The organism is Aquimarina algiphila (assembly GCF_007489275.1).
GTDB lineage: Bacteria > Bacteroidota > Bacteroidia > Flavobacteriales > Flavobacteriaceae > Aquimarina > Aquimarina algiphila.
Map to the genome: position 1 here is coordinate 17929 of NZ_VLNR01000020.1, position 26062 is coordinate 43990.

Here is a 26062-nt window from a genome sequence, read left to right on the forward strand (position 1 = left end):
CCATTATCTGTATTAACAAAGGTTTTTATTTGAATTAACACTGCTCATTACAATCTTTTGTTTTTATAATCTCTTCCATCAAAAATGTAACAGAATGTAATTCCATCTCATTAAGAGCAGGTAAATTGTTAACAATGAAAAGGCGTAGTTCTAACCCTACTTTTTCTTTCTCTATTTGTTCTTTTATCTCTTCCATGGTATTAACATTTTTAGACTATTAATAGTTATTCATCTCTTAAGGCATCCACAGGGTTTCCATTTGCAGCCATAAAACTTTGCCAGCTCACTGTAAGGAGTGTAATTCCTAATGCCATAATCCCTGCCAGTATAAATACCCACCAGCTTATGTTAGTTTTTACTGCAAAGTTTTCTAACCATGAATTCATAGCATACCATGCTATAGGAACAGCGATAATAAATGCAATCCCCACCCACTTGATAAAATCTATATTTAATAGTTTTAATATTTTAAAAATCGAGGCTCCGTTTACTTTTCGGATTCCGATTTCTTTTTTTCGTTGTATACAGGTATAAGAAGTAAGCCCGAACAGGCCTAATGCAGCAATAAAGATGGCCAACGCGGTAAATACCTTAAACGCTTCACTAAACTTAGTATCCTCTTCGTACTGCGCTTGAAACTTTTTATTAATAAAAGTATAATTGAACGTACTTTCGGGAAAAACTTCTTCCCAAACATTTTGCAACTGTGACAATGAGTTTTGATATCCTATTGTTGAAGCTACCTCTGGATCTAACTTTACCAACAGATTGTTTCTTGTTTTTCCATATCGAATCATTACAGGCTGCATAGGGGTTTTCAAACCAAAGTGATGATAATTTTTGATGACTCCTATGATATTCCATTCTACATCCCAAAATTTTACTTTTTGATTGATTGCTGCTTTAGGGTTTGCAATACCTACTTCTTTTGCGAATTTTTCATTAATAACCAGGTTTCTATCATTTCTTTTACTATTTGGAAGAAAAGTACTACCTGCTAAAAACTCAATATCCATCAGATCAAAATAGTTTGATTCTACTCTATAATTATAATATACTACGTTTCCTTCTTCTATGCCATCTGGATGCGTAATCCCCATAAAAGAAGATAGATTTTCATAACCATCTCCAGGATATGTTTGAGTTGTTGTCACATCTTTGACCATTGATAATTTTCTTATTTCACTACTAAGTGCAGTAAAATCTTGAATTAGCAAGGAATCAGATTTTTTATTTAAAATCTCTCCATGTATGGCTACAATATTATTAAGATCAGAACCAATAGGCTGTTTCTGTATATAATTGATCTGCTTTGTAACTACTATGGTTCCAATTAATAACACTATGGTAGCCAGAAATTGTGTAATAATTAGCCCTTTACGAATGTTTAATCCACTAGCCGAAGTTCTTATTTTCCCTTTTAATGCTTTTGAAGGAGAATAATTACTTAGTAACATTGCAGGGTATAGGCCTGCAAGCATCATTCCCAGAAGAATGAATCCTAAAATTGGGAGGATATTTATTAAACTCGCTAGTTCAAAAGTCAATGCTTTTCCTGTAAACGAGTTGTACAGTGGTAATATAATAATGGCAATTGTAATTGCCATTGTTATAGCAATCATATTAAGGATAATTGATTCTAACAAGGATTGAATAATAAGTTGTTGTTTTTGGGCACCAGCTACTTTTCTAATCCCTATTTCTTTTGCTCGTTCTAATGATTTGGTAGTAGATAAATTAATATAATTTAGCCAAGAGAGTATTAAAATAATAAAGGCGATTGCTGTTAAAAACTTAACTCTAACTACACTTCCATTTAATTCGGCTTCATAGGGTTTATTAGAATATAAATGAATATCCTCGATGGGTTCTATATTATGCCTTTCATCGGGATCATCTTCAAAATCACTTTCGATTATTTTTTTGCGTAAAGTTATTATATCTGCGTTTGGACTAAGTTTTAAATATGTATAAAACACATTATTATTCCAATTGGGTATTTTTTGATTCTCATCAATAGCTTCCCATCCCTTCATGGTAGTATAGGATAACAAATAACTAATCTTAAAATGTGTATTCTCAGGAATATCTTTCATTATTCCTGTAACCATTGCCAAGGTAGGATCTCCCCAAAAAACAGATATCGTCTTTCCCAATGGATCTTCATTACCAAAGAGTTTTGCTGCAACCGTTTCAGTCAATACAATACTATTAGGTTCTACCAATGCAGTAGCTAAATCTCCTTTGAGTAATGTTTGATTAAATATCTCAAAATAGGAAGGGTCAGCTACATTTCCGTTGGTTTCTTCTATTACTTTATCTTTTATTTTAAGTGTAGTTTTGTCTAATCTATAAAACCGTGTATAGTCTAATACTTCTGGAAATTCTTTTTCAAATGTTGGCCCCGCCATATTATAAGTCTGTGCATCGCCTTGTATAAAATGATCTCCTTTTTTATAATCCATGTATACCCTGTACACATTTTCAGATCCTGTAAACTTGTCATAATTATTTTCATAATTCACATAAACCATGATCAAAATAAAAGATGCTACTCCAATAGCTAAGCCCAGAATATTAATAAAAGAATAGCGTTTATTCTTTAAAAGATATCTGATTGCTATTTTGAAATATAAATTATACATATCTCTGGTCGTTTTATGATTTTATTCTGTTCTCAAACTTTTTATAGGATTCATATTTGCTGTTTTAAATGACCTAATACCTACTGTAAGCATCACCATAATGATTGCAGCAAAACCAACAATCATAAAAATCATCCAGGAAATATTAATTTTTAATTCATATTTTGATAACCAATTATCTATAAAAATATAGGCTATAGGAAATGCAAGAATGCAGCCCAAAATCATGAGTACCATAAAATCAGCTGTCATAAGCCGAATAATATTTTTGAGAGAAGCTCCTAATATTTTTCTAATTCCAATTTCTTTATTGCGTTGTTCTGCCATAAAAGAAGAGAGTCCAAAAATCCCCAAGAGACTTATGAAAATGGCCATTATGGATAAAGAAGAAGCTAACTTGGCTACTTGTTCTTCACGCCATAATTTAAGTCCGAATTCTTCATTAGCGAATTTGATATTAAATTCTCCGTTAGGACTAAAACCCTGGAGTACTTTGGTCACTCTCGATCTACTTTCTGAAACGGATAGATCGGGATTCATTCGCATAGTGACAAAGGGTAGATTAGCCTTTCTCATGGTAAAAACTGTTGGTTTTACTTTTTCAAAAGGTGATTCCATCACCAGGTTTTTACAAACTCCTACAACTTTATAGTTAACTCCTTCCCATCGAATCATCTGATCTATCGGATTTTCAAATCCCATATACTCAACCGCAGATTCATTAAGAATTATGGCTTCTGTATCTGTTGAAAAATCTCTAGAGAAATCTCTTCCTTTTAAAATTTCCCATGCAGTAGTTTTTCCAAATTCGGGAGTAACTCTTAACGTGATAAAATTATCTCTTGATTCAGGATTTTTACCTCCCCATTCAAAGCCAGAATTCATTGTCCACATTTCGGTTATAGGTCCAGACGATTCTGACATTTCTACAATTCCCCCAGAGTTTAAAAGATTTTCTCGCATAGCAAAAAAATGTCCTTTCAATTCGTTTGATCTTTTTTGAAAAAAGATCAGATTATTCTGATCATACCCCATAGGCCTATTTTTACCTAAATCAATCTGTTGATAAATAAAAACTGTACAAATTATTAAGCCTATAGAAATTGCGAATTGTGTAACAACCAATCCTTTTCTTAAAACAGATTCTTTTTTACTGTATGTTTTAGTTCCTTTTAGCGCTTTGACAGCTTTAAAAGAAGACAGATACAAAGCAGGGTAACTTCCTGACAAAAAACCTATTGCAAGAGTAAAAACAACAATTGCACTTATAAAAATTGGATGCAACCAAGGGATTTGTATTACATCATTTGTTAAAGTATTAAAGGTTGGAAGAAATAAACGTGCTAGGACCAGTGCGATTACTACGGATAAAATCACCATTATATAGGTTTCTATCAAAAACTGTTTTACCAATTGGCGATTTGATGAACCTATAGCTTTTCTAACTCCAATTTCTTTTGCTCTTTTTGCAGATCTTGCCGTACTCAGGTTCATAAAATTTATACTTGCCAGAAGCAATATCAATACTCCGATGATTGCAAAAAGACGAACGTTTTTAAGTCCGGTTCCTATTGCTTTTCCATTCTTAAATTCCTGATATAAGTGCCATTTTTCCATAGGATGAAGTAATAACTCTGGCGTTGATATATCTTTTGTAACATTATATAGGGTATTCTTTATTTTTTCTGACACTAGATCCATGTCAGTTCCCGAGGCAATTTTAATATATATTGGAAAAGAATTGTTCCCCCAATCTTCTCTTGAATTTTTCACCCATAACTCCAGGTTTTCAAACAATTGAAAAGAACCATAAAAGGAAATGCTTTTATATGTTGAGTTCTTGGGTAAATCTTCAAAAACACCAACAACTTCGACATCTACATTTTCATCCAAGCGAATTACTTGTCCAACTCCCGATTGATTTCCAAAAAGTGCCTTATTTGCAGATTCTGATAGATATATTGTATTTGGTTCTAACTGGTGTTTTAAAGTTCCTTGAATTATGTTTAACCCCAGTATATCAATACCTCCTTCTTGCATAAAAAGACCTCTTCGTATTACAGTTTTATCACCAATTCGTAAAGAACGTTCTCCTCCATATGAAGAAACCACCACCTCTTCTAAATCATCAGCAAAAAGATTTTTTAATTCCTGCCCTAATGGAACTGGATTAGAAACTTCTGTGAAAATACTTCCATTATATTGTCTGTTTTTATGAAGTAGTCCTATTCTGGTATAATCCTCATGATAATGATTGGCACTTAATTCATCTACCAACCAAAGCCCAACCAAAATTGCTGCTGCCATACCCGATCCTAAACCCATAATATTTAGAATTGTATATAGTTTATTTTTTGATAAACTTCTCCACGCTATTTTGATATAACTTTTAAACATTGTATCTATTTTTAATTAACCCTATTCGTCTCTTAATGCATCCACAGGATTTCTATTCGCTGCAATCATAGTTTGGGTACTCACTGTAAAAATGGTTACAATAAGCACTAACACTCCGGCTGTAAAAAAATACCAAAGATTTAGTCCTGTCTTATAAGCAAACCCCGAAAGCCAATTATTAATTAGCATGTAGCTTATGGGTAAGCCTATAACAATGGCTACCAGGACTAGTTTTACAAATTCTTTGGATAATAAAAAAGAAATATGTGCACTGCTGTCACCCAAGACTTTACGAATCCCAATCTCTTTCTTTCTTCGTTCTGCGGTAAAGGATACCAGTCCAAAGAGACCTAAACATGAGATAATAATAGCTAGTACAGCAAAATAACGAGACAACTTAGACACTCTTTGTTCTGCAACATAAAGTTCTTGATAATTCTCATCCAGAAACATATAATCAAACAAAAATCCAGGGTTATATTTTTCATAAAAATCCTGAAGTGACGCTAAGGTTTCCTGTTCTTTACCTACTTCAATTTTTACCATAAACTTAGTAAGTCTTTCAGGCCATAAATTGACAATCATCGGTTTTATATCTTCATGAAGAGATTCAAAATGAAAGTCTTTTATTACTCCGATAATTTCTCTTTTTTTATTTCTAAACCCGATAAACTTACCAACAGGATCTTTCAATTGCATTCGTTTGATAGCAGATTCATTAAGGATAACTTTAGTATTTTCTTCGCTAAAATCTTTTGAGAACGATCTGCCCGCTAATATTTCAATATCTAACATTTCAATCAAACCATAATATGCTATCATGTTTTGAAATTGAGTGTAATCATTAGGGTCTTTTCCTTCCCAATCAAAACCTCCTACACCCCAACCATCTCCAGTCATTGCATTACGAGTACTTGATGCATCTGCTACTCCCGGGATATTCTTAAGTTCTGCCAAAAAAGTATCTATATGATTATTATCCAATGTTTTTCCTTCTCGACTAAAATGGATAATTTGTTCTTTGGTGTACCCTAAGTTTTTATTTTGGATATATTCAATTTGTTTATGTACTATTAATACAGATACAATGAGCACTATCGAAACCGTATATTGAATAATAACCAGCCCTTTACGTGTCCATACTTCCCCAACAGAAGTGTTTAATTTTCCTTTTAATATGGTAGCAGGCCTGAAACCCGATAAATACAAAGCAGGATAACTACCGGATAATAATCCAGTGAATAATGTGATCCCTAATAATGCCAAAACAAAACCAGAACTTATCGTCATGGAAAGTTGTTTTCCGGTAATTTGATTAAACTCAGGAAGTAATAGAGTAACAAAAATCATTGCTAGGAATAGAGCTATAAATGCAATTCCTACAGCTTCTGTCAAATATTGAAAAATAAGTGTTTTCCTATTTGCTCCTATAGCTTTTTTAATCCCTATTTCCTTAAGTCTTCTCGAGGCTTTTGCCGTCGACATATTCATAAAATTAATACAAGCGATAACTAGAATAAATAAGGCTATAATAGAAAACAGTTTTACATATGTAATTCTGCCACCAGCCTCAACACCATTTTCATAACTCCCGTATAGATACTCATCTGTATATTTTTTTAAGAACGGAGTGCGATAAGATTGCCCTCTATTGGTTTTCTTGCGAATAAAATCATGAATCTTGTCATTAAAAGCAACAATATCGGTACCAGGCTTCATACTTAGGTATACATATGTTGATTGACTTCCCCAATGCAAAAGATTCGTTTGAGAAAGTGCTTTTTCTTCATAAGAAAGTACAAAATCAAATCGTTCTGAAGATCGCTGTGGAACATCTTCAAAAACACCAGCAACGGTATATTCTTTTTCTTTCTGAAATTCAATATTTTGTCCCATTGCGTCTTCTACAGAACCAAAAAGAGTTGTAGCTATAGTTTCTGATACGAATATGGTATTTGTATTTGACCATATATCATTTTTATCTCCCTTGATAATAGGAAAAGAGAATATTTTAAAAAAATCTTTGCTCACATAATGACCATCTCCTTTAATAGATTTGTCTTCTATAGAAAGTGTGGCATTTTGAGGATATTTTACTACCTGGGTTGCCATATTGATCTCTGGCATTTCTGCCAACATAAGCGGCGCTATATTTCCTGATGTAGTAGAACCTACTTTTGTCACTTGTGGAAATTCGGCAAGCTCCATCAAATGAAAAATATGATCACTATTCTCGTGAAACTTATCTGTATGCAATTCATCGTTTACCCATAGATATATCAAAATAGAGCATGTTAATGCAGTGGATAGTCCAATGATATTTATAAAAAAAGATGCTTTGTATCTTTTAATACTTCTTATATACAAAATGAAATGATGTCTCAACATAGCTGTAATTTTTTGATTGATAATGAGTTATTCTGTACGTAAACTTTTTATAGGGTTCTGTAATACCGCTGAAATTATTTTGCTGCTCACTGAAAAAAGCACTATAAATAAAGCCAGTAATCCTGCTATAATGAAATAGGTAAATTTGATTCCCTCATGATATGCAAAAACATGTATCACTTTGTTGGCGATGAAATAAACCGTAACAAGTCCTAATGTTGTAGCGATACTAAATAATATCATGTACTCTTTAAGCAGTATTAGAAAAATGTTTTCTACATTGGCTCCCAATACTTTTCGTATGGCGATCATTTTTTGCTGTGTCTTTAATGAAAAAGAGACCAGGCTATACGGCCCAAGTACTGCCAATAGGATGGCCAACACCGAGAAAAAAATAAAAATATTGATGGTACCTTTTAATGAATTCAAATAATTACTATCAAATTCATCATCCAAAAATCTAAACTCTATAGGGTTTTCCGGAAAATTGTTGTTAAAAAGTGTATTGACTAATGCTTGGGTTTCTGCCCTTTTATCTGAAGCTACTTTTATGGTTACATATGAGCTACCAGAACTTTTATCCATAGAAAGGATCATAGGTGGGATTTTCTTAAATGCCGTATAATCGTTAAAATCCTTTACCACACCGATTACTTTTAAACGACCATTATCAATTTCTTTACCTAAGGCATTTTTCCATCCGAACAATTCTAGAGCTGTTTGATTTATAATGCAAGCACTTTGGATATCTGTAGCATAATCTTCAGAAAAACCTCTTCCTTCTGTTAGTGTCATTTGATAGGTATTCAAAAAATCGTAATCTACTCTATGTAACCTAATCATAGCCTTTCCGTTAGTTGTATTTCCTTCCCAATCCATACTCTGATTACTTCCTCCGCCGAATGGAGCAGAATCTGATATAGAATAATTAAGAACATTAGGATTTTGTAGTAATTGCTCTCCTATAGTATTAAGTACTTCTCTGTTTTCATCATTTGTAATTTCTACATGTGACACCAATAAATCCTCTTTTACAAACCCAATATCTCTTTGTTCTATATATTTAAACTGTTCTATAATAAGTATTGAAGTAAATACCAATGGTATTACTAAAACTAACTGAAAAACAACTAAGGCTTTTCTTAAACCTGCACGACGTTTTATTGATGAATTACCTTGAAGAAAAGAGGAGATTTTTAAAGATGAAAGAAAGAAAACCGGGTATAAACCAGCCAAAATACCTATTAGAAGCGTTCCAAGGGCAGCATATACAAAAAACGGCCAATCTTGACTAAAAATAATCGATAAATTCTTTCCCACAATTTTATTAAAGAGTGGAAGAAATAATACTACCAAACCAATAGCAAGAATAAAAGAAATAGATACCATAACTAAGGACTCAGTAATAAACTGATATCTTAAATGACTTTTTGTACTCCCCATCACCTTCTTAATTCCTATTTCTAATTCCCTTTTCATGACCTGGGCGGTAGATGAATTTATGTAATTTAGCAGAGTGATTAAGACTGTGAAAATTACAACAGCAAGAAAAAGATACAAGACTGTAATCTCACTTCTATTGCCCCCACCTCCTCTTACCTTAGAAGTTTTCATATAAATATCGCTAACAGGTCTTAGACTAAGCAATTCCTCAATCCCATCTTCTAGTGTAAGATGATCTGCTAAAACTCCTTTTATTTTTTCTGATACATTATCAATTCTTGCATTACGATCCAACCGAACATAAACAGATGCATTATTTGCATTCCATCCTGCATCAAGCGTATTTTTTGTTATAGTTTCATACGAACTAAAAGAAAGTAGATAGTCAATCTTTAAGTGAGAATTATCCGGATAGTCAGTAAATATGCCCGTAACTATACAGTCATATTTTTTATCAATACGTACTGTTTTTCCAATAATATTATTCTCTGGAGAAAGCTTCTTGGCTAATGATTCTGACAATACTATACTCATCGGGTTTTCTAAAGCACTGTACTGATCACCTTTTACGAGTTTTAGTGTAAATAGTTTAAAAAAATTATGATCTGCAAACAATCCATTTTTCTCATGATACATTGCATCATTAATACTTAGATAATTTGCTGTAGTTCTTATACTGGTAGCATTAGTGATTTCTGGAATAGAACTTTTTAATTCACTTGATAATGCGTAAGGCGAACTATCCCAAATATCACTTTGGATACTACTTACATATGTTCTTTCTACTCTAAAAAGCTTATCATAATCATTATGAAATACATCATAACTATTCTCATGGCTGATATAAAAAAGCATCAAAATCACAGCCGATAAACCAATAGTAAGCCCACCGATATTTACAACAGAATACCCTTTGTTTCTTTTTATATTTCGCCAGGCGATTTTGATATAGTTTTTAAACATAATTATTCTTTTTTGATATTTTACTCCGTTCGTAAGCTTTTTACGGGATTGACTATAGCGGCCTTAATGCTTTGATAACTTACTGTCAATATCGAAATACAAACAGCAAGAAAAGCTGCTATAACAAATACCCACCAACTAATTTCTATTCGATATGAAAAATCTTCTAACCATTTACGCATAGCAAACCATCCTAAGGGAAGAGATATCAGTATTGCTATCCCAACAAGTTTCAGGAAATCAATAGTAAGTTTATATGTAATATGACTTACACTAGCTCCCAATACTTTTCTCACACCTATCTCTTTGGTTCGTTTTTCTGCATTAAATGCCGCCAGACCAAATAACCCAAGGCAAGCAATTAAGATAGATAGAATGGTAAATATGATAAAAATTCGACCTAACCGTTGTTCTGCCCGATAGGTCGTATTGAAAGATTCATCCATAAAATAATAATTAAAAGGCTGACCTGGAGATATTCTGTTCCAGATTGTTTCAATTTGTGCTATGGTATTAGAGAAATCTCCTGCATTTAGTTTTACTGCCATTGATCCAAAACTATTATTCAGAGAAAGTCCTAACGCATCAATATCCCTTCTTAAAGATTCATAATGAAAATCTTTAACAACCCCAATTACTGTTCTAAATACGACCTCATCTTCTCCATAATCAGATGATAATCTCATCCCCAATGCTTTTTCTGGGGTCACCCCCAAGATTGTCACTGCAGATTCGTTTAAAATCATGGCTGTTGAATCTGTACTAAATTGTCGATTAAAATCACGGCCTGCAATAATTTCTAAGTTTAGAGTTGACACATAGTCAAAATCAACATCCCAATCATTCATATTGATTGCTTTTTCATGATCATCTTTTAATCCTTCTCGATAAAATGTACTATTCCCTCGAAATGAAGGTGTTGGTAAAAATCCGCTAATCGAGGTACTTCTTACCTGACTTAATTGCTGTACCTCTTCTTTAAAAGATGCTATTTCATTTTCGGTAACATACACATCATCTATAATTAAAACCTGATCTTTTGTAAATCCTAAATCCTTGTTTTGAATAAATTTTAATTGCTGAAAAACAACTAGAGTACTTACAATCAAAAAGATAGAAATAGCAAACTGAAAAACAACAAGAGAATTTCTGATTTTTCCTCCTCCAATATTATTTTCTGCTATACCTTTCATTGCCTGAATAGGTTTAAATTTTGACATAAAAAATGCAGGATAACTCCCCGAAAAAAGACTTAATAACATTACTGAAGCCAGTAAAATCAACCAGAAAAAAGGATTGGTAAATGGTATAGAAATTTCTTTCCCTGCAAGTTCGTTAAAAAAAGGAAGTGCTACAGAAGCTACTATAATAGCTAATACTAATGATATAAAAGAAATTAAACCAGATTCTATTAGAAACTGCCTAATGAGCTCTGATTTGTTAGAACCTAAGGTTTTGCGAACTCCTACTTCTTTTGCTCGTTTTAGAGAATGAGCAGTAGACAGATTCATAAAATTAACACTTGCCAGAATGATTAGAAATAATGCAATAAAAGAAAGGATATAAACATTTTGAACATCGCTATTTACACTTAATTCTGGATATCTGTTAGAATATAGATGAATATCTGTTAGGGCTATAGTACTAAAATTAAGATAGTTTCCAGACGCCAAAAACTGTTCTTCTGTTATCCCTGGTGCATAATTTTGAACACCCGGAATTACGTAGGTGCCTAATGCAGATTTTAAAAAAGTATCAAAATCTTTAATATCTGATCCCGATCTCAGTTTAATAAAAGTTGGATAATTATGGTTTCCCCATTCGGTAGAAAAAGAATCTTCATTTCCCGCCATTGCAATAAAAATATTGTGGTTTCTAATAAAAGAGTTCTCTGGCATATCATCTATAACTCCTACCACTGTATAGATATCCCTATTATCTAATATCATATTTTGCCCTAAAGCTTCGCTTATCCCAAAGTGTTTTTCTGCTGCTGTTTTGGTTAGGATCAAAGTATTAGGTTCTTTTAGAGCTGTCTTGGGGTTTCCTACCAACAAATCAAGACCAAACATCTCGAAAAAAGTAGTATCCACATAAGTTATTCCAACTTCTTTAACATTTAACTCGGCATCACTTTTTCTTACAAACATACTCCCCAAATTCCTAAATCGCGTAGCTACTTCTATCTGTGGATAATCTCTTTTCATCGCTTGGGCCATTGGAGCTGACACCTCTGAATATTCTTCGGCATTTCCTCCAAACTTCACATCTACATTTATCCTATAAATGCGATCAGCATCTGCGAACATTTTATCAAAACTTAATTCATCGTAGATATATAAACAAATAAGTAATCCTCCAGCCATACCAATGGCAAGTCCAAATGTATTTAGGAAAGTAAAAAAAGGTTGTTTTTTAAGACTCCTCCATGCTATTTTTAAATGATTTTTAAACATAACCTTTGTTTTTTGATTGATACCGAAACAAGTTCAGTATAAGTTGATGAATTATTCTGTTCGTAAGCTTTTTATAGGGTTTACTATCGCTGCTTTTATAGCTTGATAACTTACCGTTATAAGTGCTATTACAAGAGCTAAAATTCCCGCTAAAACAAATGTCCACCACGAAATGTTTACTCTATAATCAAAATCTTCTAACCAATTATTCATGAAATACCAGGAAATAGGCACCGCCAAAATGATAGAAATTAAAACCAGTTTTATGAAATCTATCGAAAGAAGTGTAGTAATACTCCTAACCGATGCCCCTAAAACTTTTCTAATCCCGATCTCTTTAATTCGATTTTCTGCCATGTAACTGGCAAGACCAAATAGCCCTAAACAAGAGATAAAAATGGTAAGCAATGTAAACATGCTTACAAGTTGACCTGTTCTTTTTTCGCTATCAAATTTTCTAGCATATTCCTGATCGACAAATTGGTATTCAAAGGGGTACTCAGGATTATACTTCTTAAAAACAGTTTCTACCTCGGCAAGGCTTTCTGAAGTATTACTGGTTGTATTAAGTTTTATATGGATTACATTAAAACCTGCTTTAGCACCTTCTATAACCATTGGTTGAATTCTTTGGAAAGGAGAATCTAATACAAAATCCTTTGTTACTCCTACAACATGCCATTCTATTCCATTATCCTTAATAATCTGGCCAATGGGTTCATCAAAATTCATGAGTGCTACTGCAGATTCATTAATGAGCGCTGCGGTAGAATCTGTTGGATATTTGTTTAAATCAAAATCACGTCCTGCAACAAGTTCAATACCAAGTGTCTCTTTTATATTTTCATCCGCAGCAAATCTTTGAACAATGCGCTTATTTTCTTTATCTTTTCCCATCCACTCAAAATTCCAGGTATTACTCCAACCTTCTGTCACAGGCGAACTGGTTCTTGTTATAGAAGTAACAGCATTAGATGCCATAAGTTCCTCCTTAATAAGCGAATAGTTTTTTTCTGCATCCCCTTGAATTATTGAGTAAATCAAGTTGTTTTTTGCATAACCTGTTTGTCTATCTTGTACCTTTTTCAACTGTTGCATAACAATAATGCTCGAAGTGATTAATATAATGGCCGCAGAAAATTGAAGGACTACCAAAACTTTTCTTGGTGTAACCCCCATTTTTGACTTTGCAAAAGTTCCCTTTAATACCGAAGAAGGCTTAAATCTAGAAAGAAACAATGCAGGGTAACTACCCGCTAGAAGACCTGTAAAAACTATTACTACTATAGTTGATCCCCAAAACCAAATATTAGTCAAATCCAATGATAATGGCTTTTCTACTAATGTACTAAAATGAGGTAAGGCTATTAAAACCATAATAAAAGCAAATACTGCTGCAATGAATGATATCAGTACGGATTCTCCTAAAAACTGGCTTACAAGGGTTAATCTTCTCGCTCCTACAACTTTACGAACACCTACTTCTTTTGCTCGTTTTTCACTACGAGCTGTACTTAAATTCATAAAGTTGATACAAGCTATTATCAAAATAATAGCAGCTATAATCCCAAACATTCGAATGATATCGATTCTACCTCCTATTTCTTCACCATTTTCAAAATTTGAATACAACCAGGAACGCGTAAATGGATACAAATAAGTGACCATTTCTGGAGAATCTTTATCATATACTTTTCTTAAGTTTTTAATTTTTTTAGAGAATGAGTTGTAGTCTACTCCTTCTTTGAGCATCACATAGGTAGCAATAGAATTATTACCCCAATATTTATCGTCTGAGCCTCGTTGTTTTAAATAGGCCCAAGGCATTAAAAAATCAAATTCAAAATCTGTATTTGAAGGTAAATCCTTTAAAATACCCGTGATCATAAAACTATCGGCATTATCTACTTTAACAGTTTTACCCACTGCTTCTTCATCCCCAAATATCTTTTTAGCAAAAGATTCTGTAATAACCACCGAATTAACCCCCTCCAAAACGGTTTCTAAACTACCTTCTACTAGCGGAAAACTAAATATTTTTAAAAAATCGGGATCAACAATTTTACCTGTACTCTTTATTCTTTTATCATCTTTTGCAAATAAAAATTCAGAGTCCCAATTTACTCTTGCAATGTGTTCTACATCGGGATAATCTTTTTGTATGGCAGATGCCATAACTTTAGGTGTAGAATTCCAGGTCCATATTTCACCGCCCACAGGATATTGATTATATACTTGATAGGTACGATCTTTATGTTCATGAAATTGGTCAATACCTATTTCAAAATTGATCCAGATGACAATAAGCGCTGTAACAGCCAAACCAATGGATAGTCCAACAATATTTAATACCGAGAAACTCTTATTTCTGAGTAAATTTCGCCAAGCAATTTTTAGATAATTTTTTAACATGATTCTCGTTTTTTCTATACATTCATTATTCTGTACGTAAGCTTTTTACAGGGTTCGTTAAGGATGCTTTGATCGATTGAAAACTCACAGTTACCAAGGTAATTCCGACCACAGTAATTCCTACAAGTACAAAAATCCACCAACTAATACCTGTGCTATAAGCAAATCCCTGTAACCATTCGTTCATAGCCCACCAAGCTAATGGAAAAGCTAACAGAATAGCGATCAAAACCAGTTTTATAAAATCTTTTGAAACCATTCCAACAATATTAATCACACTTGCTCCCATTACTTTTCTGATACCAATTTCTGAAGTACGTCTTGCAACCGTCAAAGTTGCTAATCCAAACAGTCCCATACAGGCAATAAAAATAGCCAGTAGAGAAGCAATATTTACGATCGATTTTGAGCGCATCTCGTTTTTATATTGGGTAGATAGCGCTTCATCCAAAAAAGAATATTCGAATTCTTGGGATGGATTGATCTTTTCCCAGGTGTCTTTCAAAACTGCGATACCAGTAGTCATATTTTGGGTATTCAGTCGTACTGAAATTCTTGGTTGTGAATTATATTTCGAACTTGCATTCTCAATGGTCTCTAAAACAGGGCTTGGATTTATAGTGAGCATTAATGGCTCAATGCTATGATTGAGTGATTTAAAATTAAAATCCTTCATAACACCTAAAATTTTTATCTTGAATTTATCATAGGAGTTTCCCACAGGATTTTGGAGTCCGAATGCCTTAACAAAAGTTTCGTTGACCAATACACCATTTTGAGCGTCACTAGCATTCCCTTCTTGAAAATCCCTGCCTTCCTTAATTTGAATATTATATGTTTTCAAAAAGTCATGATCTACCGCATTAAAATTAAATTCACGGTATGAATTTTTACTATCGGTAAACCCTAATTCGGCCCATCCATTTTCGATGAAACTAAATATTGACCTTGAAGCTTCGGTAACTACGGGTTGCTTTCTAAGTTCAGCAATGTATAAGTCACCAAAGGTATCAGCCTGTTCTCCCGACATGTTGGTAGGCACTACTACTATTGTATCTTTTTGATATCCGAGATCTTTATTGACCAAATAGTCTATCTGTCTCCCTATTACCAAGGTACCAATAAGCATCACTATAGAGGTAACAAATTGAACTACTACTAAACTTTTTCCAAACAACCCCATAGAAGTTCCTTTTCCCATTTTTCGTCTTAAAACTTCCATTGGATTAAATTTTGAAAGTACTATAGATGGATAAATCCCAGCAATAAGAGCAATAAAAAGGACGAGACCAGATGCTATACCTAAGAAACTGATATTGAATGATAAATTCAATTGTTTATTTGTAAGGTCATTAAAGGTATTTAGAAGTATAAAAGAAAGAAGTATACCGACGAGTACGGCTATCAAAGTAACTAATAAGGCCTCTCCCCAAAACTGCCGTATAATTTGCTTGCGAAATGCACCTAGAACCTTACGTACTCCAACTTCAGTTGCTCTTGAAAAGGAACGTCCTATCGCTAAAGTCACAAAGTTAATAGAAGCTAAAAGCAGTACCAAAAAAGCAATACATCCCATTACATAAGAGTACTTTGGATTAGAAATAGGTTCAAACCCTGGTGGTAAAGAAGTATCCAAATGTATTTCGGTAAGTGGTTGTAAATTTAGAAAGAATGTATTCTCCTTATAATTATCACCTAGGTATTGTTTGATTACAGTCGGAAATTTGGCTTCCAATTGGGTAACAGATTGACCTTCTTGTAATAATAGGTAAGACTCTACAGATACATTGAACCAGCTTTCTCTTGCTCTTTCACTAAAAAACAAAGCTTCATTTTCTAAGGAAACAAGAATTTCGAATTGAATACTTGATTCTTCAGGAGGATTGGTTACTACAGCAGAAATTTCGAAAAACTTAATCTCTTCATTAAATTCTAAAGCCAGGGATTTTCCAATAGGATTCTCATCACCAAAGTATTTTTTTGCAGAAGATTCGCTTAATACCATCGTATTAGCCGTTGCAAAAGGATTCGCAGTGTTACCTTTTAAAATATTGAAATCAAACAGTTGAAAAAAGCTAGGGTCTACCGCTCGTATCGATTCGTTAAATTCATTATTGTTTCCTTTTACCAAACTATTGAATCGAAATACCCGACTTCCCTCTTCAATTTCGGGAAAATTAGTTTTAAGAACTTCTACCATTGACACTGGTGTTGTAGTATTTACAAAATCTTCTTTTGGTCCATAGTTCTCATATTGCCATACCCTATAAATTCTATCCGCTTTTGAATGAAAGTGATCATAACTAAATTCATTTTCTACAAAGAGTGCTATTAATATAAAACAGCATACTCCAACAGATAACCCAGCTATATTAATGATGGTATACCCTTTATTTTTTACTAGATTTCTCCAGGCTATTTTGACATAATTTTTAAACATAACTGTTTGTTTTTTGACTTTGATACTAAAACAAGTTCAGCACGAGTTGATGTATTATTCTGTACGCAAACTTTTTAAAGGCTTGATTAAAGCCGCTCCAATAGATTGATAGCTAATTGTGAATATTGCGATAAGCAAAGCTATGATAGCTCCTTCTACAAATAATTCCCATCCAATGCTCATCCGATAAGCAAAATCTTCTAACCACCTAGACATCATATACCAGGCAATAGGAATCGAAATAAGTACCGCGACAAAAATTAGTTTTAAAAAATTTATAGTGAGTAGTTTATAAATACTCCTGAAACTGGCGCCTAAAACCACACGAATACTTATTTCCTTTTTTCGTTGTTCTACCATAAATGCAGATAAAGCAAAAAGACCTAAACATGCTACTAATATGGCTAGAAAGGCAAAGGCATTAAAAATCTTACCTATACGTTGTACATCCTCATGCATAAGAGCAAAATCCTGATCTAAAAAAGTATATCTGAAAGATTGATTTGGAACTTTCGTTTGCCAGACAGCAGCAATTGACGATAAAGCACTATCAATCTGTGCCGAGCTTAATTTAACAGAAATAATACCTTGACTATTTCCAACAGCCATGACTAGCGGAGTGATATCTTCTTTTAAATTGTTTAAGTGAAAATCTTCTACCACACCTATAACAGTCTTGGGTCTTCCATTTGTAATTATTTTTCCAATGGGGTCTTTTAAACCTAATTTGGTAACCAATGTTTGATTTATAATGACATTCTCGATTGAATCCGATGCAAAATCAAGAGAGAAATCTCTTCCTTCCTTTAATTTAATTCCCAAAGTTTTGAGATAGTCATGGTCTACTCTCCAAATTTGTCCACCAATAGTTGTTTCTCTCTTACCATCTTCCCAAAACTGATTAGTATTTCTTTTCGTTCCTTCTATAGGTAGATATTCACTTATAGTTACATGCTTTACTTCTGGAAGTTGTAAAAGTTGATCTTTAAAATTTTCTACCTCATCACCCAAGGTACTTGTACCCTTTACGACAAGCACCTGATCTTTGCTATACCCTAATTCTTTATTTAGGATGAAATCCATTTGTTGATGGATAACCAAAGTCGAAATAATTAATACTATAGAGGTTGTGAATTGAAATATAACTAGTCCGCTTCGCAATTTTCCACTTTTACTTCCTATACTTAAAGACCCTTTTAAAACTTGAATTGGTTTAAATGAAGATAAATAGTATGCCGGGTATAATCCAGCTAAAAAACCAATAAACAATGAAGAAGCCACCATTATTAAGATAAACCACCATTGATCCCAGGGAATAAATAGACTTTTTGAAGCAACAGAATTAAACATAGGTAAAAGCAGCCACGCCAACCCGATACCGATCACAAAAGAACCTAAACTAAAAAGAATAGACTCTACCAAAAATTGTGAAACCAGATTGTGTCTAAATGCACCTATTGTTTTACGCAAGCCAACTTCTTTTGCTCGATTTGCAGATTTAGCGGTAGAAAGGTTAATGAAATTAATACATGCTAGTATTAGAATAAATCCGGCGATTGCAGCAAAAAGCCATGTAAAGCGAATATCACTATGCTTTAAACCATCTTGAATACCTCTTGACCTTAAGTGTATTTCATGAACAGGTTGTAATTTATATTGTAATGATTTTAAATATTTAATATCGTCAGCATTTCCATTTTCCTGCTCTATAGGTATAAGATACTTCTCTACTACTGAAAGAAGTTTTTGCTCCAATTGTTGAACATTAGTCTGATCATTTATCTTAATATAAGTGTAATAATTAGTTGCTCTCCAATTTTCGTTCTCACCGGGATAAAAATCTCTCCCTTCCATTGTTATGATAAAATCATAATCGAAATGTGATTTTGCTGAAGTATTTTTCATTACTCCAGTAATCTTATATGGTTTATTGGTATCGTTATCTAAAATTAAAGTATTACCTACTGCATTTCCATTTGGAAAATACTTATCTGCCTTATCTTGCGAAATAACAATAGTAGCTGGTTCTGAAAGTGCATTTTCTATCTTTCCTTCTACAAACGGAATTTCAAATAATTCTAACAGTTCCTGATCTGCAAATATGAAGTTACTTTCAAAATAATTTTGTATCTCTCCTTCTATACGAAGTTGCTTATTTCCGGCACCAAAAAGTTCACTGGTTAAATACCTACCTGATTTTTCTATTTCGGGGAAATCTGTTTTCAACGCCTTAGCAAAAGGAGCTTGAAACCAAGTTACTCTTTCTTTATCTCCATCATATACCCCCTCAGAATAAACTCTAAATACGTTATCTTTTTCAACAATATGCTGATCATAACTCAACTCATCCTGTATAAACAATGCAATCAACACACAAGCAGCAATACCTATAGCTAAACCTCCTATTTTTATAAAAGTGAAGAGTTTTTCATTTTTTATAGTCCTCCATGCTATTTTTAAATGATTTTTAAACATAACTGTTTGTTTTTTGATTGATTCTGAAACAAGTTCAGAACAAATTGATATATTATTCTGTACGTAAACTCTTTATTGGGTTTGTTCTAGCTGCTTTTATGGCATGAAAACTAACTGTCAATATTGCTATCGTTAAGGCTAAGCACCCTGCTAAGGCAAAAACCCACCAATTTACTTCAACTCTATAAGCATAAACATTAAGCCATTTATTCATCGCATACCATGAAAAAGGAGTAGCAATAAAAATTGCAATACCTACTAATTTGATAAAGTCTTTAGATAAAAGTGTTACTATACTTGTAACCTCAGCACCCAATACTTTTCGAACACCTATTTCTTTAGTTCTCTGCATAGCGCTATAAATTGCCAGGCCTAGTAGGCCTAAACAAGCTATTAGAATAGCTAGAAATGAAAATATGGTAAACAGTTTCTTAAACTTAAAATCGGCTTCATATTGTGTATTAAAAGAATCATCTAAAAAACTATATAAAAAAGGACGATGAGGAGCTAAGGCAGCCCATTTATTTTCTATATCCTTAATAGTTTTCTGAAGATTTTGAGATTTTATTTGTAATGAGAAATATCTACTGCTACCAGGATCTAATCGCAATGTTAAAGGAGCGACTTTTTGGTGTAAGGATAAATAATTAAAATCTTTTACCACACCTATGACTGTACCCTCTTTACCCCATTGTTCAAAACGTTTCCCGATAATTTCTGATGGATCTGCGTATCCAAAACTTTTAGCCGCCGCTTCATTAATAACCATTGAAGAAATAGTATCCGTAGCAAAGTCTCTAGAATAAGCTCTACCCGCAACTACTTCAATATCATAATGAGATATAAAATCAATATCTACTTCATATAAAAAAGGATCAAAGTTTTTCATTGGCCCTTCTTTTGTTTCTATATTGGTTCCTGCCGCTGGAAAATGACCCCCAGGAACTGTTCTTGAAGCTGAAACCGAACTAATATCGGGATGACTTAAAAATTCATTTTTAATGGTTTCTATATTATCACGTACTTGTCCATCCCAATTGAAATCGATGACCAACTGTTGCTCTCTATCAAAACCCAAATTCTTGTTTAGCATATACTCCAATTGAGAGTATACTATTACAGTACTTGCTATTAAAGCGATAGAAAGGCTAAATTGAAATACTACAAGCCCTTTTCTAAGGTTAATTCCACTTTTTGACGTGCTAAAAACCCCTTTCAGTACACTTGATGGTTTGAAATTAGATAATATAAAAGCAGGGTAACTTCCTGCTAATAATCCTGTGATCAATGCAGTTCCGAAATACAATGCAAGTGTAAAACCATTAAAAATTTCACTAATTAAAAATTGCTTTCCTGTTATGTTATTCATCCATGGAAGGCATACAATAACTAATGCAAAACCAATTATTGCAGATAAGAAAACCATAAGCAATGACTCTCCCAAAAACTGATAAATTAAGCCTTTTTTATCCGCTCCTATTACTTTTCTTACTCCAACCTCTTTTGCCCTTTCTAGCGAACGCGCAGTAGCTAGGTTCATAAAATTAATACAAGCAATGATAAGGATGAAAAAACCTATAATCACAAAAATGTAAATATTGGATAAATTACCTGTTACCCCTGGTTGTCGAGCAGCTTTAGAGCTTAAATAAGCATCTTTTAAAGGTTCAAATGAAAGGTCATAATAATATTCAGCATCTTCAGAAGGTCTGTTCTTTTTTAGAAAATCAGGCATCTTAGCTTGAAATGCTGCTTGGTCAAAGTTATCAGCCACTAAAAAATAAGTATAAAAATCAACGTATCCCCAAACATCAAAAATACCTGGTCTTGTTTGATAAAAGGAGCTCATTGACATAAGTACATCAAAAGAAAAATGTGAATTGGAAGGCACATCTTTCATTACACCAGTAACAGTGTATATACCATCATTAGCTCTACCTCCTACACCATCAATACTTTTCCCCATTGGATCCTCATTACCAAAGTATTTTTTTGCTATGCTTTCAGTTAGCACTATAGAGTATGGTGCTTTCAAGGCTGTTTTTGGGTTTCCTGAAACTAAGGGCCAACTAAATACATCAAATACAGTTGGATCTACATAAAAACAATTCCCTTCCTGGAAAGAACGCTCATTATAATTTAATAAAACATCGGATCTTCCTGAAAATTGAACTTTTTCAACGACTTCTGAAAAATCGTTTTTTAAAGCGGGTCCCACTGGTGCATTCCCCCATATCCATCTATCTTCTAAATTATCTTTACTACCATGGTGAACTATTCTGTATATATGATCCGCATTTTCATGATAACTATCATAAGAAAGTTCATTCCTTATAAACAACGTTATAAGCAAAAAACAAGTCATTCCTATAGCAAGACCACCAATATTTATAGCAGAATATCCCTTGTTTTTTAATAAATTTCTCCAGGCAATTTTCAAATAATTCTTAAACATAACTGTTTGTTTTTTGATTGATTCTGAAACAAGTTCAGAACAAATTGGTGTATTATTCTGTTCGTAAACTTTTTATTGGATTAACGGTAGCTGCTTTTATTGCCTGATAACTAATAGTAACCATGGTAATGGCAATAATTGCCCCTATGGCCAATACAAAGACCCACCAATCGATAGTGACTCTATATTTATAATTTTGAAGCCAGTTATTCATCGCATACCAAGCCAGTGGTGTAGCTACTATTCCTGCAATAAAGATTAGCTTTAAGAAATCTTGAGTGAACAACAATAAAATATCTCCAACTTTACCCCCAAGAACCTTTCTGATACCAATTTCTTTCCTACGTTGAGCAACGAAAAAAGAAATCAATCCGTACAGCCCTAAACAGCTAATAAATATGGCTAATCCAGAAAATAATTTTGACATAGATAAAAAGCGCTGTTCTTCTTCATATTGTCTTGCTACACGCTCATCCAGAAAATTAAATTCATATATATATTTAGAAAAGACTTCTTTCCAACGTTGTTCAATTCCAGTCAATGCCGCATCTGCATTTTGACTGTCTATTTTGATTGCTATTTCATTAAATGCATTTGATTGAGGAGCTATAAAAACAGGACTAATTCCTTCATGAAAGTTTTGATCATGAAAATTCGCTATCACCCCTACTATTGAGGCTTTAATATCACCACCATTAAGTTCTATGTGTTTGCCTATAAGCTCTTCTGATGATGCGAGGCCTAATTTTTGCGCAACCATCTCATTCACCACTACTTCGGTGATAGAGTCACGAACATAAAAATTACGACCTGCTATCAACTCAAGATTAAAAGTGTTTATATAATTTTCATCTGCTAATTTTGCAGAGATAGAAAATTCTTCATACTCAGCTTTGTTATTATATCGAATACCTGTAATCCAGTTACTGTCTGTTCCTCCCGGACTTGTTAGGCAAGCTGAAGTATTTTTAACTCCAGAGATTTTCCCGATACGTTCTAGTAAACCATTTAACTTAATACGTTCTATATTTTCGGGGATATCTACCATAACAATGGCATCTTTATCAAATCCTAAATCTGCATTAATCGCGTAGCTAATTTGTTTTCCTATAGTTACAGTAGCTACAATTAAAACAATAGAAATTGCAAATTGTACAGTTACCAAAACTTTACGGGTCATTTTACCTCCAGTATCCTTTTGAGTTAACTTTCCTTTAAGCGCTAATGTTGGAAGAATTCTGGCTAGTAAGATACCCGGATAACTTCCCGCAAAAAGAGAAACAAAAATCAATAACCCCAGTACAAAACCAATGACCTTAACATCGAGTAAGGATATTACAGAAAGGTTAAGTGTAAATAAGCCATTAAAAGATGGTAAAACAGCTATGACAATGATTAAACTAAAAATCAGTGCAAACAAACTGATAATAAATGTTTCTGAAATGAACTGCCAAAAAAGATGCTGTTTGAAACTGCCTAATACTTTTCTGATTCCGATTTCCTTAGAACGAGTAAAAGCCTGAGCCGCAGAAATATTGATAAAGTTGATACAAGCTATTGTAATGATAAAAAATCCTATTAATGTAAAAATCCATAATAGACTTACATTAACTCCTCCGTACTTATTATCAAAATGAATATCATCGAGTGATTGAAGTTTATATCGATGAACATTTTTACTGGTTGGACGATGCTTATCAACTAATTGAATCAAGTTTTTCTCAATCTCGGCAATATTTTGATTTGGATGAAGTAAAGCAAAACACATCAAACTACTATTAATCCCTCCCCAAGATTCACTATAAACAAAACGATCATAGTGTTTTAGAGTTTCGTAAGAGAGAAATATGTCTCCTTGAATCACGGTATTTTCTGGTAAATCTTTAAGTACTCCAATAATCTGAATCGTTTCTTTGTTTCGAACTACTACTGTTTTTCCTAAAGGATTTTCATCACCGAACATTTTTTTTGAGAATCTTTCTGTAATGTATGCTGTATTGGGTTGGTCTAAAGTTTGATCTCCTAGTTGTTCAAGCAATGGGAAATTTAATATTTCAAAAAAAACAGGTTCTGTAAAAGCAACATTCTCCTGAAAGCGTTGTGATGTTTTATTGCCTGTACCATTAATCTGCCAGCCTTCTCTAGTAAAAATTTTTGCTACTTTTTCTGCATAATCATAATCAGTCTTAAAACCTTTTGCAAACCCTGGTGGCACAGCTGCATCATAGCCAACCTCATCACGATGTTCTTCTGTTACTACCCTGTAAATTCGATCGGAATTGTTATGAAAATTATCGAACTGTAAATGATGATTTACAAATAGAAAAATCAAAATAGCACAGCTAAATCCAAGAGATAATCCTAAAATGTTAATGCTGGCAAATACTTTTCGTTTTTTAAGATTTCTCCATGCTATTTTTAAATGATTTTTAAACATAACTGTTCGTTTTTTGATTTTCAGAATTTGATTGATACTGAAACAAGTTCAGTAGGAGTTGATGAATTCTTAGTTCATTTTTTGAATGGTTGCTTCTCCTAAAACTATTCCTTTATTAACTGTAGGGTTTCCGTTGTAGGCTACGGTTGTTTCTCCAAAAGCAGTAACTTTTAATCTATCAGACACATTTACTCTAAAATGACTTTCGCCATAGGCGGTAATCTTTGTATTTTCATTACTCATACCCAAAGTATTTATTTCTCCTTCGCCATAAACTGTATATTTCTGGTTATTTGCTACTCCTTCTTTAATCTCTAAATAGCTTTCTCCATAAATAGATACTTGTAATGAATTTAATTTTACAGCATTCATTGTCATTTTACCTTCTCCGTACATTTTTAATCTAAAGTCATCTCTTTCTATTGGGCTTTCACATGTAATTATCTCTTCTCCACGAATCGAAAGCTCTTTAAGTTGAGTATATGTAACCGTAGCTGTTATCATGGTACCTTTATAAATAGGCACTTTTCTTTTCCATCCATTTTCTTTTATTGTAATGTGCTTAGTTGTCATTTTAGCATCATCCAAATAGATACGAAGTGTTCTTCCTATGACTTCTATATTGATTTTATCTTCTGGTAAACGAGCATTATCTATGGTAACTTTTTCACTATTACCTTCTTTAAAATGTACTTGAATATGTGGACTAACAATTACATTATCAAAGTGATCTACACTAATTGTTTTTGATTGACTATATCCAGTCATCATAGAAATAACTGAAATTAGCAGGGCTGCGAGATATAAAGATATTTTTGCCATGAGTTTAATTTTTAAGTGTGTTTTACTATATATTATGCGTTAACTTCGAACGGTTTATTTTGACTTTCTGTAACAATTTGCCCATCAAATAAATTAATCACTCGGTGAGCATAATGAGAATCTCTATCAGAGTGTGTTACCATAACAATTGTGGTACCTTCCTGGTTGAGTTCTGTAAGCAGATTCATTACTTCGATTCCGTTTTTAGAATCCAAATTCCCTGTAGGTTCATCGGCTAAGATTAGTTTGGCATTTGTTACTACGGCTCTTGCAATAGCCACACGCTGTTGTTGTCCTCCTGATAGTTGCTGCGGAAAATGCTTCTCTCGATGTGCAATTTTCATTCGCTCAAGCACTTTTTTTACTTTTTGTTCGCGCTCGCTTTTTTTCATGTTGAGATAAATCAATGGAAGTTCTACATTTTCAAAAACCGTGAGTTCATCGATCAGATTAAAGCTCTGAAATACGAATCCCAGGTTTCCTTTTCTGATTTTGGTACGTTGATTTTCTTTTAAACCCCCTACTTCCTGATCGTTGAAGTAATAATACCCTTCATTTGGGTTATCCAACATCCCGATAATATTAAGTAAAGTAGATTTTCCACAACCCGATGGCCCCATAATAGCGACAAATTCTCCTCCTTCAACTTTTAGGTTTACACTATTTAAGGCAAGAGTTTCTACTTCTTCTGTTCTAAAACTCTTTTTTAAGTTTTCTATCTTAATCATT

The 26062-nt window shown here is 33.2% G+C and carries 13 protein-coding genes; all 13 read right to left on the reverse strand.

The window, feature by feature from the left end:
* Window positions 1–34: 34 nt before the first annotated feature.
* A complete protein-coding gene (locus FOF46_RS31490) occupies window positions 35–196 on the reverse strand; it encodes a hypothetical protein (RefSeq protein ID WP_160114134.1) in 162 nt (53 codons plus the stop codon).
* Window positions 197–224: 28 nt separating this feature from the next.
* Window positions 225–2645 carry an ABC transporter permease gene (locus FOF46_RS11205; protein ID WP_143916521.1) on the reverse strand — a complete coding sequence of 807 codons (2421 nt, stop codon included), beginning with the start codon at window positions 2643–2645 and terminating at the stop codon, window positions 225–227.
* A gap of 21 nt (window positions 2646–2666) precedes the next feature.
* On the reverse strand, window positions 2667–5042 hold the full coding sequence (locus FOF46_RS11210; protein WP_143916522.1) for an FtsX-like permease family protein: 2376 nt from the start codon (window positions 5040–5042) through the stop codon (window positions 2667–2669).
* Window positions 5043–5063: 21 nt separating this feature from the next.
* Window positions 5064–7430: an ABC transporter permease gene (locus FOF46_RS11215; RefSeq protein WP_109436010.1), complete on the reverse strand. Its 2367-nt coding sequence runs from the start codon at window positions 7428–7430 to the stop codon at window positions 5064–5066.
* A gap of 27 nt (window positions 7431–7457) precedes the next feature.
* Window positions 7458–9836, reverse strand: coding sequence for an ABC transporter permease (locus FOF46_RS11220; RefSeq protein WP_143916523.1), 2379 nt, complete (start codon window positions 9834–9836; stop codon window positions 7458–7460).
* Window positions 9837–9856: 20 nt separating this feature from the next.
* On the reverse strand, window positions 9857–12292 hold the full coding sequence (locus FOF46_RS11225; protein ID WP_143916524.1) for an FtsX-like permease family protein: 2436 nt from the start codon (window positions 12290–12292) through the stop codon (window positions 9857–9859).
* A gap of 51 nt (window positions 12293–12343) precedes the next feature.
* Window positions 12344–14704 carry an ABC transporter permease gene (locus FOF46_RS11230; protein ID WP_109436013.1) on the reverse strand — a complete coding sequence of 787 codons (2361 nt, stop codon included), beginning with the start codon at window positions 14702–14704 and terminating at the stop codon, window positions 12344–12346.
* A gap of 25 nt (window positions 14705–14729) precedes the next feature.
* The gene (locus tag FOF46_RS11235) at window positions 14730–17144 is read right to left on the reverse strand and encodes an ABC transporter permease (RefSeq protein ID WP_143916525.1); all 2415 of its coding nucleotides are present in this window, start codon (window positions 17142–17144) and stop codon (window positions 14730–14732) included.
* A 54-nt stretch (window positions 17145–17198) separates the two neighbouring features.
* Window positions 17199–19619 (reverse strand): ABC transporter permease, encoded by a 2421-nt coding sequence (locus FOF46_RS11240; RefSeq protein ID WP_143916526.1) that lies wholly within the window; start codon window positions 19617–19619, stop codon window positions 17199–17201.
* A 52-nt stretch (window positions 19620–19671) separates the two neighbouring features.
* Window positions 19672–22074 carry an ABC transporter permease gene (locus tag FOF46_RS11245; protein WP_143916527.1) on the reverse strand — a complete coding sequence of 801 codons (2403 nt, stop codon included), beginning with the start codon at window positions 22072–22074 and terminating at the stop codon, window positions 19672–19674.
* A gap of 52 nt (window positions 22075–22126) precedes the next feature.
* Complete coding sequence (locus FOF46_RS11250) at window positions 22127–24511, reverse strand: ABC transporter permease (RefSeq protein WP_143916528.1); 2385 nt, start codon at window positions 24509–24511, stop codon at window positions 22127–22129.
* Window positions 24512–24580: 69 nt separating this feature from the next.
* On the reverse strand, window positions 24581–25333 hold the full coding sequence (locus FOF46_RS11255; protein WP_235010944.1) for a head GIN domain-containing protein: 753 nt from the start codon (window positions 25331–25333) through the stop codon (window positions 24581–24583).
* A gap of 32 nt (window positions 25334–25365) precedes the next feature.
* Complete coding sequence (locus FOF46_RS11260) at window positions 25366–26061, reverse strand: ABC transporter ATP-binding protein (protein ID WP_109436018.1); 696 nt, start codon at window positions 26059–26061, stop codon at window positions 25366–25368.
* Window position 26062 lies beyond the last annotated feature (1 nt).